Origin of the sequence: Klebsiella sp. FDAARGOS_511, assembly GCF_003812845.1 — a bacterium.
Taxonomy (GTDB): Bacteria; Pseudomonadota; Gammaproteobacteria; order Enterobacterales; family Enterobacteriaceae; genus Klebsiella; species Klebsiella grimontii.
The window spans coordinates 5,576,285-5,591,680 of the sequence record NZ_CP033824.1 but is presented as its reverse complement, the minus strand read 5'-3'; the positions used below and the strand labels follow the sequence as shown (position 1 = coordinate 5,591,680).

General features: G+C 58.1%; 12 protein-coding genes. 11 read left to right on the top strand and 1 reads right to left on the bottom strand.

Features of this window, described 5'->3' with window-relative positions; translation table 11 throughout:
* Positions 1 to 28 precede the first annotated feature (28 nt).
* The 6 genes from EGY08_RS27955 (at position 29) to EGY08_RS27930 (ending at position 6,538) form a co-directional block, all read left to right on the top strand.
* Positions 29 to 667, top strand: coding sequence for a CatA-like O-acetyltransferase, family 1 (locus tag EGY08_RS27955; protein WP_049114371.1), 639 nt, complete (start codon positions 29 to 31; stop codon positions 665 to 667).
* A gap of 279 nt (positions 668 to 946) precedes the next feature.
* Entirely contained in the window at positions 947 to 2,650 is a 1,704-nt protein-coding gene (locus EGY08_RS27950) for an ABC transporter substrate-binding protein (RefSeq protein ID WP_123829234.1), read from the top strand.
* Between the two features lie 42 nt (positions 2,651 to 2,692).
* Complete coding sequence (locus EGY08_RS27945; RefSeq protein ID WP_049114367.1) at positions 2,693 to 3,652, top strand: ABC transporter permease; 960 nt, start codon at positions 2,693 to 2,695, stop codon at positions 3,650 to 3,652.
* Complete coding sequence (gene opp4C / locus EGY08_RS27940) at positions 3,652 to 4,599, top strand: oligopeptide ABC transporter permease (protein WP_004119359.1); 948 nt, start codon at positions 3,652 to 3,654, stop codon at positions 4,597 to 4,599. Before EGY08_RS27945 ends, opp4C begins: the two co-directional genes overlap by 1 nt.
* A complete protein-coding gene (locus EGY08_RS27935) occupies positions 4,596 to 5,576 on the top strand; it encodes an ABC transporter ATP-binding protein (protein ID WP_004119358.1) in 981 nt (326 codons plus the stop codon). Before opp4C ends, EGY08_RS27935 begins: the two co-directional genes overlap by 4 nt.
* Complete coding sequence (locus EGY08_RS27930) at positions 5,573 to 6,538, top strand: ABC transporter ATP-binding protein (RefSeq protein ID WP_123829233.1); 966 nt, start codon at positions 5,573 to 5,575, stop codon at positions 6,536 to 6,538. The genes EGY08_RS27935 and EGY08_RS27930 overlap by 4 nt, the downstream gene beginning before the upstream one ends.
* A 76-nt stretch (positions 6,539 to 6,614) precedes the next feature.
* On the opposite strand, the gene EGY08_RS27925 is transcribed toward EGY08_RS27930, so the two are convergent.
* The gene (locus tag EGY08_RS27925) at positions 6,615 to 9,020 is read right to left on the bottom strand and encodes a membrane-bound PQQ-dependent dehydrogenase, glucose/quinate/shikimate family (RefSeq protein ID WP_123829232.1); all 2,406 of its coding nucleotides are present in this window, start codon (positions 9,018 to 9,020) and stop codon (positions 6,615 to 6,617) included.
* A 393-nt stretch (positions 9,021 to 9,413) separates the two neighbouring features.
* On the opposite strand from EGY08_RS27925, the gene EGY08_RS27920 reads away from it, so the two are divergent.
* The 5 genes from EGY08_RS27920 to EGY08_RS27900 all read left to right on the top strand — a co-directional run bounded on the left by EGY08_RS27920 (position 9,414) and on the right by EGY08_RS27900 (position 15,377).
* Positions 9,414 to 9,962: a tyrosine-type DNA invertase gene (locus EGY08_RS27920; protein ID WP_004119352.1), complete on the top strand. Its 549-nt coding sequence runs from the start codon at positions 9,414 to 9,416 to the stop codon at positions 9,960 to 9,962.
* A gap of 455 nt (positions 9,963 to 10,417) precedes the next feature.
* Entirely contained in the window at positions 10,418 to 10,936 is a 519-nt protein-coding gene (locus EGY08_RS27915; RefSeq protein ID WP_123829231.1) for a fimbrial protein, read from the top strand.
* A 100-nt stretch (positions 10,937 to 11,036) separates the two neighbouring features.
* The gene (locus EGY08_RS27910; RefSeq protein ID WP_004119345.1) at positions 11,037 to 11,726 is read left to right on the top strand and encodes a molecular chaperone; all 690 of its coding nucleotides are present in this window, start codon (positions 11,037 to 11,039) and stop codon (positions 11,724 to 11,726) included.
* Positions 11,727 to 11,786: 60 nt separating this feature from the next.
* Positions 11,787 to 14,357: a fimbria/pilus outer membrane usher protein gene (locus tag EGY08_RS27905; protein ID WP_004119344.1), complete on the top strand. Its 2,571-nt coding sequence runs from the start codon at positions 11,787 to 11,789 to the stop codon at positions 14,355 to 14,357.
* Positions 14,358 to 14,372: 15 nt separating this feature from the next.
* A complete protein-coding gene (locus EGY08_RS27900; RefSeq protein ID WP_123829230.1) occupies positions 14,373 to 15,377 on the top strand; it encodes a fimbrial protein in 1,005 nt (334 codons plus the stop codon).
* Positions 15,378 to 15,396: the final 19 nt, after the last annotated feature.

The following is a 15,396-nucleotide window of genomic DNA, read 5'->3' as shown; positions in this document are numbered from 1 at the left end:
AAGGAAAGTCAGCCAACAGGAGAGGCCCGTGGCCAACTATCGCGTAATCGACAAACAACACTGGCCGCGAAAAGATCATTTTGATTTTTATCGCGGTTTTGCCAACCCCAGCTTTAATCTCTGCGTTCCCGTCGAGGCGCAGCGGCTATACGAATGCGCGAAAGATCGCGGCGTCTCTTTTTTCCAGCTGGCGCTCTACGGGCTGGTGCGCGCGGCAAACGACGTGCCACAGCTTAAGCAGCGGCTGCTGGACGACGAGATTGTCGAATATGATCAATTGGCTGTGATGACGCCGGTGATGACCGCGCAGGAAGGTTTTCGCCAGGTCTGGTGCGATAACGCCGCTGACTTTGCCGCCTTTAGCGCTGCGGCTACGCCGAAGATTGACGCGGCGAAACGGACCGCGCCGGCGCCGCTTATCGTCAACGGCGAGAACTTCTTCTGCGCCAGCTGCCTGCCATGGCTGCATTTCAGCGCCATGACCCACGCCGAGTATTACGTCGGCGCAGCGGTACCCGCCCTCACCTGGGGCAAGCTCAAAAACGGCATTATCCCGGTCGCGGGCAGATTCAATCACGCCTTCGTCGACGGCCTGCACGCCAGCCGCTTTTTCGCCCGGGTCGAAGAGGGGTTTTCCGAACCGGATACGCTCTGGCAGACGCCATAAACTTTCGGCTTACGTTCCGGGCCTGCCCGCGGTCGCCGCACGCTACGTACTGCTTACCGCAGCATTGCGGCCGGATGGCGGCCCTTCCCCTTTCTCTCCCCCGCAGACAGCAGAGAACGCTGGCGCTTAGCACAAAAATGGCAGATTAATGCAGAATTATAGCTAATGCTAAATTGCTATAAGCCATAGCCTTTCGTTGTTAGACAGGCTGCGATGCGCCTCTTATCTTTCGTCATGATTTGTAAATACTCAACGCAATCAATTGATGAGGGAGCACTTTTGTCCAGACTACTGCACGGGTTAAAAACCAAACAAACGCGGTTCGCGCTTGCTCTGAAAATAGCGTTGCTCGGCGGCGCGGTGGCATTTTCTTCTGTCGCCATCGCCGACGACATTTTAAAAGAAGGGATCACCCCGGCCAGCGATGCCAGCCAGATCCCCGCGGCGGCGAAGCTGCGCAAAGATACCGTCGTGGCCGGCATCTCCGAGCCGCAGGGTATATTTAACCCCTACTTCTTCGTCAACGGCTGGGATGAGAACGTCACCAACGTCATCTTCTCGCGCCTGATCGACTGGGACAGCCACGGCAAGCTGGTGCCGGGCCTCGCCGAAAGCTGGACGGTCAGTTCGGATAACAAGGTCTACACCATCAAGCTGCGTCCCAACCTGACCTTTAGCGACGGTTCGCCGCTGACCGCCGAGGATGTCGCCTTTACCCTCACCGTGCTGCTGGACCCGAAATACGATGGCGATACCGATATTACGCTCGCCAATATCGCCGGCGGCGCGGACTACAAGGCGGGGAAAGCCGATAGCGTCAGCGGCCTGAAAGTGATTGATCCCTTAACGCTCCAGGTAACCACCACCCAACCGGGCGCGACGACGCTGGCAAAAATTGGCGGCCCGGTCCTCTCCAAAGCCTATTACGGCAAAGGCTACCAGCGCGGGAATCTCGATTATCTGCGCACCCTGCACGGCAAACCGCTGGGCAACGGTCCCTACGTTTACGACAAATACATCCCCGGCCAGGAGATTCGTTTCCACGCCAACAGCCACTTTTATCGCGGAACCCCGCCGACTCCGCGCTTTATTTATCGCGTGACCAACCCGTCGACCAATTTCCAGCTCTTCCAGACGGGCGAAACCGACTACGACGCCTTTACCTCGTGTCCTGATGATATCGAACAGCTGAAAATGCTCGGTTTTGCCAATATCAACCTCTACGGTTCCAGCGACTACAGCCAGGTGGAATTTAACCTCCGCCGCCCGGCGCTGAAGGACGTGAAGGTACGCCAGGCGCTGATTTACGGCCTCGACCGCCAGAAGCTGATTGATGTGGTCTACCAGGGCTACGGTAAAGTGGCGATTGAGCCTATCGCGCCGATCTCCTGGGCCTGGAACGCCGATGGGGTGAACCCGTATCACTATGACCCGGCGCAGGCGAAAAAGCTGCTTGACGAAGCCGGCTGGAAACCGGGCGCAGACGGTATCCGCGTTAAAGATGGCAAACGCCTCGAGTTAACCCTGCTGGTCAGCAAGAAAGTGCTCAACGATGCGCTGATCCCCATCGCCAAAGAGAACTGGCAGCAGATTGGCGTGCTGTTAAAACCGCAGGTGGTCGACTTCAACGCCCTGATGGCGCAGCGTAAATCGGGTAATTACGACCTGGCATCGTTCAGCACCAGCACCCTTAATGACCCGCACGATGGCGTGTGGGATTTTTACAGCGCGGAAGCGAAAGAGTCCGGCTATAACAATCCGCAGGTTGACAAGCTGATAACCGAAGGCAACTCGGTGCTCGACGTGGAAAAACGTAAGCCAATCTACCACCGGCTGTATCAGGTGCTGGCGCAGGACCCGCCGGTGATCCTGCTCGGCTACCGCGAAATTCTCTCGGCGAGCAGCGCCCGGGTTAGCGTCTTCAAACCGGATATCTACAACGGCCTGACCGGCAGCCTGCCGGATGTCAAAATCGTTAAGTAATCCTGAGCCGCCGGGCCTCCCGGCGGCTGACGTGAGAATGTCATGAGAAATTTCATCCTGAGACGGCTGCTGCAAACGCTGCCGATGCTGCTGCTGGCCTCCTTTATCATTTTTATGCTGTTTGCCAAAACGCCGGGCGATTTTATCGATGGCAATATCACCCTCACCGCCGCTCGCGCCGCCGAACTGAAAGCCATTTACGGCCTGGATCAGCCGCTGCTCACCCGCTATCTCCATTGGCTCGGCCAGCTGCTGCGCGGCGATCTGGGGTTCTCGCTGCAGTACCAGATCCCGGTCAGTCAGCTGCTCAACCAGTACATCTGGAACTCCTTTCTGCTGGCCAGCGTGGCGCTAGTGTTCTACTGGGGAATTGGCCTGACGGTGGGCGTGATCTCGGCGCTGAAGCCCAATTCTGCATTCGATCATCTGGTGAGCGTCGCGGTGTTCGCCGCCATGTCGTTCCCGACCTTTTTCCTCTGCCTGCTGCTGATCAAATGGTTCGCCGTCGATCTGCACTGGCTACCGGTGGGGGGCATGACCAATACCGGCAGCGACGACAGCGGCTGGGAGTATGTGCTGCAGGTCGCCGCCCATCTGGCGCTGCCGGTACTGGCGCTGGTGATGCTCCAGGCGGGCAGCCTGACCCGCTATTTTCGCGCCAGCATGCTCGATGTGGTGAAAATGGATTTTATCCGCACCGCCCGCGCCAAAGGGCTGCGCGAACGCACGGTTATCCTCAAGCACGCCCTGCGTAACGCCCTGCTGCCGATCATCACCCTGCTCGGCTTCGAGCTTCCGGGACTCTTCTCCGGGGCGATCATCACCGAAAAAGTGTTTAACTGGCCGGGGGCCGGGCATATTCATATCGATTCGCTGGCCGCCCGCGACTACCCGGTGTTAATGGGCTTCACCCTGTTTCTGGCGGTGCTCACTATTCTTGGCAACCTGATTGCCGATGTGCTCTACGCGTGGGCCGACCCGCGCATTCGCGTGAGGTCCTGATGCTTAGCTCTCTGTTCTCTTCCCGCCGACGCCTGCGTAAGGCGGAAATCCCGGCGCTGGCCCAGGTGACCCCGTCCCCCTGGCGTCAGGCCTGGCGGGCGCTGCGCCGCAACCGGCTGGCGATGCTGTGCCTGCTGCTGCTGGCGGTCATGGCCCTGTGGTGCGTCCTGGGGCCGCTGTGGTCGCCGTGGCAAGACGACGCCACCGACGCCCTGATGATCAACAAGCCGCCCGGCGCGGCGCACTGGCTGGGCACCGACTTTCTCGGTCGCGATATCTATACCCGCCTGCTGCTGGCCGGGCGCATTTCGCTGATTATTGGCCTGCTGACCATGCTGCTGTCGGTCGCCCTTGGCTATCTGCTCGGCGCGCTGTCTGGCTACGCCGGCGGCCTGACCGATAAACTCATTATGCGTTTTGCCGACCTGGTGATGACCATCCCCGGCCTGCCGCTGCTGATTGTCGCGGGCGCGATGCTGTCCGAACTCGATTTCTCGCCGGACTCACGTATCTATATGGTGGTGATTATGCTGAGCCTGCTGGAGTGGCCGAAGCTGGCGCGGCTGGTGCGCGGACAGTGCCTCTCCCTGCGCGAGCGCGACTTTATGCTGGCGACCCAGGTGCTGGGGCTGTCGGCACGACGCCGCCTGTTTGGTCATCTGCTGCCGAATACGGTACCGATTCTGGTGGTGATGGCGACCATGGCGGTGGCTAACGCCATTCTCAGCGAGTCGGCGCTCAGCTACCTCGGGCTTGGGGTGGTGCCGCCAACGCCGTCGTGGGGCAATATGATGGACGCCGCCAACAGCCTGATCGACTTTCAGCGCCGTCCCTGGTTGTGGATGCCGCCGGGGATCGCCATTTTTATCACCGTTATTGCCATCAACGTGCTGGGCGACGGCCTGCGCGACGCGATGGATCCCAAAATGAAACAGAGGCTGAAATGAGTCGCCCGTTAATGACGTTTAATCAGCTTTCGGTCTCGTTTGCCGCCGACAAAAGCCGGGTACGCGCGGTGCAGGAGGTGTCGTTCTCTATCCACGCTGGGCAGACCGTGGGCGTGGTCGGCGAATCCGGCTGCGGCAAAAGCGTCACCGCCCTGTCGTTAATGGGCCTGCTGCCGCCGCAGGCGGCTCGCATTGACGGCGGAGAGATTCTTTTCGCGGGCCAGGACCTGCTACGGCTGAATAAGGCCCGCATGTCCGACCTGCGCGGCAATCAGCTGGCGATGATTTTTCAGGAGCCGATGACCGCCCTGAACCCGGTACTTACCGTTGGCGAGCAGCTGTGCGAACCGCTGATTCGTCACCGAGGCGAGTCGCCGAAAGCCGCATGGCGGCACGCTACCGCGCTGCTCGCCCATGTCGGGCTGGCGCGGGCGGAGAGCCTGATGGCCAGCTATCCACATCAGCTCTCCGGCGGCATGCTGCAGCGGGTGATGATCGCCATGGCGCTGAGCTGTCAGCCGAAGCTGCTGATTGCCGATGAGCCGACGACCGCGCTGGATGTGACCGTGCAGGCGCAAATTCTGCGCCTGCTGCGCGACCAGGCGCGGGCCAACCGGATGGCGATGATGCTGATTACTCACGATCTCGGGGTCATCGCGCAGATGGCCGAGCACGTCGTGGTGATGTACGCCGGGCGGATCGTCGAGCAGGGCGCGACCGCCGATATTCTGCGCAACCCGCAGCATCCCTATACCCAGGGGCTGATTGCCTCCCGTCCGGTACCGGGGGAACGGCGCCGCCGCCTCTACTCGATCCCCGGCCAGGTGCCGGACCTCGCCGCCCTGCCCGCCGGGTGCGCCTTCGCCGAACGCTGCGCCAACGCGACCGCGCGCTGTCGCCAGGGCGTTCCGCCGCTGGTGGGGCAAACCCAACAGGCGGCCTGCTTTTACAGTGAACTCGCGGAGTCCGTGATATGAGTCATGAATACGTGATTGAAGTGGATGGGCTGAAAAAGTACTTCCCGCTGCGCGACGGGCTGTTCGGTCAGCAGACCGGCGAACTGCGGGCGGTGGATGGCGTGAGCTTTAAGATTCGCCGGGGAACGATTTTTGGCCTGGTGGGCGAATCCGGCAGCGGGAAAACCACCGTTGGCCGTACGCTGCTGGGGCTGTATGAGAAGACCGCCGGTAGCGTCAAGTTTCGCGGTCAGGAGCTTTCCGAACTGTCGCCGCGTGCAATGCGCGCGCTGCGCCCGAAAATCCAGCTGGTGTTTCAGGATCCCTACAGTTCATTAAACCCGCGGATCCGCATCGGTGACGCCATCGGTGAAGCGATGCTGGAGCACAAGCTCTGTCACCGGGAGGAGCTGTATGACAAAACCCTCGACGTCATGCGCATCTGCGGTCTTGCGCCGCAGCACTACCATCGCTTTCCGCACGAGTTTTCCGGCGGCCAGCGCCAGCGCATCGGCATTGCCCGGGCGCTGATCCTAAACCCGGATTTTATTATTGCCGATGAACCCATTTCGGCCCTCGATGTGTCGATTCAGGCACAGATTATTAATCTGTTTTCCGATCTGCGCGACGACCATGGGGTGACGTTTTTGTTTATCTCCCATGACCTCGGCGTGGTAGAGCATCTGTGCGATGACGTGGCGGTGATGTACCTCGGCCAGTTGGTGGAGACCGCCAGTCGCGATGCGCTATTCAGCCGGCCTTTGCATCCGTATACGCAGGCGCTGCTGGCGGCGGTCCCGACCCTCGATCCGAATAGCGAGCCGCTGGCGGTAGTGCAAGGTGAAATACCCGATCCGTCGAGGCCGCCCGCCGGCTGCCGCTTTTCCTCCCGCTGTCCGCAGGCCAGCGACCGCTGCCGGCGCGAAATCCCGGGATTAAGGGAGGTCGCCGACGGCCACCGCGTCGCCTGCCATGTGGTTTAGCGCCGGCCAGGCTTCAGACCATAAAAAAAGCCGCCCACAAAGGGGCGGCTGCTGCATAAGCGCCAATCGGGGTTAATTACTCCTCCAGCGCGAAGGCGATAATATCATCGCCCACGTCCGGCGAGTGGCTGGCGCCCCCGGCGGAGATCACCACGTACTCTTTACCGCTTTTCGGTGATTTATAGATCAGCGGCGCCGCCACGGCGCCTACTGGCAGACGGGCGCGCCACAGCTCTTTACCGGTGGCGGAATCCAGCGCGCGCAGGTAGTTATCCTGGGTTCCGGCGAAGAACACCAGACCGGATGCGGTTGACGTCGGGCCGCCCAGCGTCGGCATCCCCAGCGGGATATGCATATGCGTTTTCAGCCCCAGCGGCCCGGTATCCTCCACCGACCCCATCGGGACCTGCCACATCAGCTGACGAGTATTGAGATCGATGGCGCTCATGGTGCCAAACGGCGGGGTATTACAGGGGACGCCCAGCGCCGACTGCAAAATATCGATCCGCACGCCGCCGTATGGCCCGGCGATTTGCGGACGCACGGTCCCCATAAAGCCCGGCACCTCGTCGGTGGAGACTTTATATTTCGCCATATCCTCTTTCCGCACCAGCGACATTCTCAGCGGCATACGCATATCGTTGACGAACAGCGTTCCGGTGCGCTCATCGATAGTCATGCCGCCCCAGTTCATGCCGCCCAGCAGGCTTGGCCATTCGATATACGGTTTCTCTGACGGCGGCGTATACATCCCCAGATACGTCGATTCTTTGAAATCGATACGGCACATCAGCTGATCGAACGGCGTCACGCCCCACATCGATTTCTCGGTGAGCGGCTCGACGCCCAGCTGCGGCATGCCGGTGGAAAACGGCTGAGTGGCGGAGAGATGTTCGCCTTCCGCGCCGTCGCGGGCGACGGGCAGCTCTTCTACCCGGGTCACTGGCTTACCGCTGCGACGGTCAAGCACGTAGATCTGCCCGGTTTTGGTAGTCTGGATCAGGACCGGAACCTCTTCGCCCCGCTCATTTTTCATATGGAACAGCACCGGCTGCGACGGCAGGTCATAGTCCCAGATATCATGATGTACGGTCTGGAAGACCCACTTCGTCTCGCCGGTGCTGGCGTCCACCGCCACCACGGAAGAACCGTATTTCTCTTTGGCCGCGTTGCGATCGCCGCCCCAGTAGTCCGGCGGACCGTTACCGGTTGGCAAATAAATCAGGTTCAGCTCTTTATCAAAGCCCGGCACTGTCCAGACGTTCGGCGTTTCGAGGGTATAGACGCGACCTTTTACCGGGTCGGTAACGTTTTCCGGCTGACCAACGTCCCACGCCCACACCACCTTTCCGTTTCGTACGTCAAACGCCCGTACCACGCCGGAGGGTTCGCCATGCACGATATCGCGCACCCAGCCGCCGAGTACCGCAATATGCCCCATAATCACCGGCGTCGAGGTCGGGTGGTAGCGTTTGCTGTTTTCGGTATTGTCCATCCCCTGCTTCAGGTCGACGCTACCATGCTCGCCAAAGTCATCGCACGGTTCGCCGGTTTTGGCGTTCAGGGCGATCAACCGGGCGTCGACGGTCGACACCAGGATACGCTGCGGGCACTGCTGCAGCGCCGGGCTGGCCTTCTCTTCCGCGCTCAGCGAATCATCGCTTTGTACATCGTAATAGCCAACGCCGCGGCAGGTGACGTGTTCGGCGGTACCTGCGTGCGGGTCAAAACGCCAGCGCGCTTTCCCGGTATCCGCATCCAGCGCGGTGACAACGTTCAGCGGCGTACAGGAGTAGAGCGTGTCGCCAATTTGCAACGGGGTATTTTCATCGACGCCAATGCCGGCGCCGGTAAGACGGCGGCCGGTGTGGTACGTCCAGGCCACTTTCAGATTTTTGACGTTTTGCGGCGTAATCTCTTCGTACGGCGCAAAACGGGTACCGGAGGCATCGCGACCAAAAAACGCCCAATTATCGTTTTTCGACGCGAGGGTCGGCGTTGCGTTGCCGCTCGCTTTGACTACGCCGTTATGAATAGCGCCGTGCGGGTAAAACGCTGATACCAGGGTCGCCAGCAGCAGCAGGAAAATCGCCGAGGCGCTCCAGTTGGCGTAGCGCCGCCGCGCAGGCCGCATCGGCAGCGTCGCCGCCAGCCACAGGGCCAGCATCAGCATCAGCGCGGGAACCACCAGCCGCGGGATCAGGCCCCAGTAGCTGAACTGCACTTCATACAGCGCCCAGCAAAGGGTCAACAGGAAAGTCAGAATGGCAAAAGGCAGGACATAGCGGCTGCGGATGAGATAGCCGACGGCGATAAGTAGATAAGCGAGACCGGCTAACAGATACCAGGCGCTGCCGCCGAGAGAGAGGAGTTTGCCTCCCCAGAAAGTGAAAAAGAGTCCAATGCCAAAGTTGAGTAATACAAAGAGTAATCGGTAAACGGTGAAGAAAATCCCTCTCCCGCTACCTTGTCGTTCGTCCATAGTTCATTCCATACGACTTCAGTCGAAAAAACCAAAACATCTAATATAAATAGCGCCTTATCGAATAGATAAGAGCACAGACCGCATATCATGTTAGTTGGACGCTCCCGGACAGAGCGAAGAACGTAAGGAATCATATTCATTTGTAAAATTAATGTAAAACTATCACGCATTAAATGTTTAAAATTTTTTAATTTATAAAAGTAAGTTGAAGGAATGTCAGGTTATAACGACAGCCGCAGGACCCGCGCGGCGGCGGGCGAGTAAGGCCCAGCCGTCTTGCTATCCTCTCCCCGCTGTTTAATCATACCCGGCGCACTCAGCTGACTGCGTTACCCAGGGCGAAATACGCCTGAAGGGATAATTATTTGATGGCTATTCAGGAGGTTAATCATGAATAAACGAAAATATCTCACCGAAGCGGAGATTAAAAAAATCATTTACGAAGCGAGCAAGGGGGCGAACCCGGAGAGGGACCGTTGTTTAATCTGGATGTGCTTCATTCATGGCTGCCGCGTCAGCGAAATTCGCCACTGGCGGCTATCGGACCTTGACCTGCATAACCACTCAATCTACGTCAAACGGCTTAAGAATGGGTTTTCCACCACCCATCCCCTCTTTTCCAGCGAGATGGGGTTTATCCGTGAATGGCTGATGGTGCGTAAAAACTATCGCAATAGCGACAGCGACTGGCTCTTTCTGTCGCAAAAAGGAACACCGCTATCGCGTCAGCGGATCCACGTGTTAATTAGCCATTACAGCCGAAGCGCCGGTTTGAGGATTGCGGCGCATCCCCATATGCTGCGTCACGCCTGCGGTTTTTCGCTGGCCGATAAGGGCATGGATACCCGATTGATTCAGGATTATCTCGGTCACCGAAATATTCAGCATACGGTGCTTTATACTGCGAGCAATGCTGCAAGATTTAAAAATATATGGTGAAGCAACAAGGAATATATTTCTTACTTGACATAATGTATCAGATTGTCACCAACATAAAGAATCGCCAATAACCTGTCAAGTCGTAAGGTTTTCCAGTTCGGTAATAATTAAAAACATTAATAATCAATAGATTATCTACATTCTTTACTTTCGCAGCGAATCCTGACCTCCGCCAGCGCGCCGCAGCCCACCAGATTTTTTACCACATCAAACGCAAGAAGCAGTTTTAAGTATCGCATAAAACGCCATCCATGGCATTTATAACGACAAAGTTAACAAACAAAATATATAAAACTAAACAAGACACTTTGATACAAAATGTCTTCTGCCGAAATACGCTTCAGCATCACTGAACTTATTTTCTCCGGACATCTGGCTATCGGATTAATAAATATTCACGGATATCTTCTTTCCGCGAATGTATTACCTATCCCATTACTTATAAGGACAACCTTATGAAAAAGTGTCTTATTGCCGTTAGCCTGGCGGCGGCTGCCTTCTCCGCATCGGTATTAGCCGACGATGGCCGAATTAATTTTTACGGTTCCATCACCGATAGCGCCTGCACGGTGATGAATAATATGAGTAACCCGCTGTCGGTCATGATGGGGAACGTCTCCAGCAGTGCCTTCACCGGCGCGGGCTCAACGGCCTCGCCAACTAAATTTAATATTGCCCTCAAAGATTGCCCTGAGTCGGCGAAGTCCGCCACGGTTAAATTCGACGGTACGGCGGATAGCAACGTCGCCACCCTTCTGGCGCTAACGCAAGAAGCCGGCGTCGCCAAGGGCGTGGGTATTCAATTAATGGATAACAAGAATGTCGTGGTGCCGTTATATACCGCCTCGTCCGCGTATCCACTACAGGCTGGCGATAATAACCTCGCATTCGTCGCCCGCTATTATGCGACGGCTAATACCGTGAGCGCAGGATTCGCCAACGCGACCAGCAGTTTTACTCTTAATTACAACTAATGGATATTTCGCCGGCGCATTGCTATTTCGTCGGCGTTATTCCTCGGACCGGCGAAAACCGGTCCAACCCTTTTTCGTATCTGTGGAGTAAATGGCTATCATGCATAACGGATATAGAGTCTTTCCCCTCTTGCTTATATTACTGGCTAACGGATTAGCGGCCGCGGCGGAAAGCGGCGGCGTCACTATTGGCGGTACGCGGCTGATCTTTGACGGCGGTAAAAAGGAGGCCTCGCTGAGCGTCAGCAATTCCGATAGCGCTCCGTATTTAATTCAGTCGTGGATTGAGTCTGCCGATAACAATCCGCGTAAGCCGCCGTTCATTATTACGCCCCCGCTGTTCCGCCTCGACGGCAACCAGCAAAACCTGCTGCGGATCGTCAATATTGGCGGCCTGCTGCCGGCCGATCGCGAATCGCTTTACTGGCTAAACGTCAAGGCAATCCCGACTAACACCGCCCCCGATAACGCCAATACGCTGCAAATCGCCGTAAGAACGCGTCTTAAGCTCATTTTTCGCCCCAAAACCCTCAAGGGCACCCCGGAACAGGTGACGCATAAGCTGAAATGGCGCCAGGCAGGCCGTCGGCTCACGGTAACGAATCCCACGCCTTTTTACATGAATTTCAACGAGGTAACGATAGGTAATCATCCTATTACCAAAGCCACTTTTGTCGCGCCAATGAGCTCAGCCACGTTTGATACCCCCGACAAAGTGGTCGGTCAGGTGTCATGGAAAATCATCAGCGACTTTGGCGGCGTTGGAGAAAGCCACAGTCAGGATCGCTAATCCGCCGCCGACGACGGTTTGCGCTGCGGCTATCAGCCGCCAACTAAGGAGCACTTCAGGATGAACAAAAGAACGTTAAGCGACTCGCCCTTGAATTTAGCTTGCCTTATCGCCACCCAGGTTGCCCTGATTGCGGCGATATGCCCCTCTGCTAACGCCCGCGACCGGTTCAACGCCGCCCATCTGGAAACCGGCGACGGCGGCCAGGCCGCTACCGATCTCTCCGCCTTTGAGGAGCATGGCGGGCAGCTGCCCGGCCGCTACAGGGTCGATATTTATGTTAATAACAGCAAAGTGGATACCCGCGACGTTGAGTTCCGCATGCAGCAAAACGCGCAGGGGCTGAGTACATTACAGCCCTGTCTGTCCCTGAGCGACCTGGCGTCATGGGGCGTCATGACCCAGCGCTACCCGGCATTAGGCCCGACCGCCGATGGCTGCGCCAGGCTGTCGGCGCTTCCCCAGGCCAGCGCCGACTTTCGTTTTTCACGCCAGCAGCTGTTGTTGAGTTTTCCGCAATCTTCGCTTAACAACGCCGCGCGCGGCTGGGTCGATCCGGCGCGCTGGGATGACGGTATTCCGGCGGCGCTGATAAATTACAGCGTAAGCGGCGCTAACAATCGGGAGAAAAAGGGCGGCGGCGACAACGGAAACGCGCAGTACGTTAATTTGCGCCCCGGACTCAATCTCGGTCCCTGGCGGTTGCGTAATTACACCACCTGGAATCGCAGCAGCCAGGACGGCAAAAGCGGTACCTCCACAAAATGGGATACCGTCTATACCTACGCACAGCGCGATATACGTGCCCTGAGGAGCCGCCTGACGCTGGGCGACAGCACCACGCCCTCCGATATTTTCGACAGTATTCCGTTTCGCGGCGGCCAGCTGGCGTCTGACGACGATATGCTGCCGGAGAGCCTACGCGGCTATGCCCCGGTGGTGCGGGGGATCGCCCGCACCCATGCCCAGGTCACGATCCGGCAAAACGGCTACATCATTTATCAGACCTATGTTTCGCCCGGTAGCTTCGAAATCAGCGATATGTACCCCACTGGCGGTTCTGGCGACCTCTACGTCACCATCAAAGAGTCTGACGGCAGCGAGCAAATCCTCGTGGTGCCCTACGCCTCGGTCCCGGTCCTGCAGCGTGAAGGTCGCTTAAAGTACGCCATGACCGCGGGCGTTTACCGCGCCTATGACAACGGCATCGATAAAACCCCGCTGGCTGCCGGTACCGCGATTTACGGTCTTCCTGCCGGCTACACCGTTTACGGCGGCGGACAGTTTAGCAACAGGTACCAGGCGTTGGCGCTAGGGGTGGGTAAAAACCTCGGCCCCGTTGGCGCCGTATCCGCCGATGTCACCCAGGCATGGTCACGGCAAAAATACCGCGCGCGTGAAGAGGGTCAGTCATGGCGTATTCGCTACAGTAAAAACGTGGTGCAGACCGGGACCAATTTCACCTTTGCGGGATATCGTTACGCCACCAGCGGCTTTTGGGATATGCAGGACGTGCTCAACACCTGGCGCGATGGACGACGCTACGCTGCGCCGGAACGCAGACGCAACCGCGCGGAGCTCACCGTCACCCAGGATCTCTTTCAGATTCCAGGCAACCTCGCCCTTAGCGCGATCCTCGAAGACTACTGGGACACCAACAAGCGTATGGAGTCCTACAGCGCGAGCTACAACAGTTCGTATCAAGGCATCAGTTTCAGTCTGAGCTACAGCTATAACATTCATTCAGCGGAACGCTACGGCCAGCGTTCCGGGCGCGCCTACGACCGCGATGGGCTGTTTGCGCTCACCATGAGTATTCCTCTGGATAAATTATTCGGCGGTCATTCGACCTACGTCAGCTACATGCTGAATACCAGTAAGCGGGGGAATACCACCAATAATGTGAGCCTGGGCGGCACCCTGCTTGCCGATAATAACCTGAACTGGAGCGTCATGCAGGGCTATGGCTCTCAGGGCCAGGGGAGTAATAGCGGGCTCAATGCCGACTGGCGCGCCTCTTACGCTGAGACCCTCGTCGGCTACGCCCGCGACCGCTACAGCGAGCGCTTTAACTACGGTTTGCAGGGTGGGATCGTCGCGCATCGCAACGGTATCACCTTCAGCCAGCCCCTCGGCGAAACGATGGCGCTGATCGCCGCTCCCGGAGCGCAAAACGTGTCGGTGCTCGGACAATCAGGGGTGAAAACCGATCTCTTCGGCTACACCGTCATCCCCTACCTCAGCCCCTATCGCAAAAACGATCTCACGCTGAATACCGAAACCCTGGCCGATGACGCGGAGCTGGCGCTAGCGACCCAGACGGTTATCCCCACGCGCGGCGCGCTGGTGAAAGCCAGTTATCAAACCAGCCTCGGGAAACGGGTATTGATGAATCTGCGCAAACGCAACGGCGCGCCGGTGCCGTTCGGCGCAGCGGTTATCGATCCCGCCTCCCCGACGGCAGCAAGCTTCATCGTAGGCGATGGCGGGCAGGTCTATCTCACAGGGTTAAGAGACGCCGGCCAGTTGAACGTTAGCTGGAGCAGCGAGCCGGATGGCCGATGCACGGTGAATTACCGCCTGACGCCAAGCGCGGGCGGGATTATCAACCTCAATGAACAGTGTCTATAGCAGGAGCATGACGATATGAAACGAGTCCACGTCCCCCTTATGCTGGCCATCCTTATCGCGAGCGCTGCCCATGCAGATAACGGCTATTATTGCCCCAGTTCCCCGTCCACGCCGTATATCCAGCAGCTTGCGCAGATCGCGGTATCGCGGGCGCTGCCGGTTGGCAGCGATATTCCCGGCACTCAGCGGGTGTTCACCTTTAGCGGAAACTGCAAAGATCGCCACGGTTGGGCTCCCGTCACCCCCGGCCACCCCATTATCGCCTGCTATTACGGCAGCGGCGAAGAAGTGGCGGGTTTCCCCGGGGTCTATAAAACCGGGGTCGAGGGGATCGGGATTGCGCTACAAAATAGCGCCGGTCGGAGAATCAAAGGCGCCGGCAGCGACTGCGATACGCGTGGGGATGCGCTGGGGTATGTCTCCAGCGACGGCAATCTGACCTTTGGCTATACGGTTAAACTGGCGCTGGTAAAAACCGGAGAGACCGCCATTAGCGGCACGCTCGACGTCGCGCAAACCAAATTCGGTATGGGTGCCTACGATACCGGCCTCGGCATCGGTAGTCAGGGCCAGCAAAACTTTATAGGTTATGCCGGAGATATTGTTTATAAAGCGGTAAGCTGCATCGTGCCCTCGACGCTCACCGTCACCATGGGCGCGATCCCGGTCAGCCAATTCTCCGGCCCCGGCAGCACCAGCGGCGAACAAAACCTCCAGATCCCGGTGCGGTGCGATGATAAGGTCGCCGTGAATACGTCTATCAGCAGCCAGAGCTACCTTTCGCCGACGCTCGGCGTAGTGGCCTTAAGCAATGAAACCGGCGTGGCCGAAGGGATCGGCGTCCAGGTGCTCCATAACGGTTCACCCGTCCAGTTTGATCGGTTTTTCCCGGTCGGCACCATCCCTGAGGCTGGAGCATCGATAACCCTGCCGCTCACCTTTCGCTATTACCAGAACGCGCCGGCGATCCATCCCGGCCGCGCCAACGCGGTGGCAACCTTAACGATGATGTACAACTGAATTTATCCCGTTCCCGGTT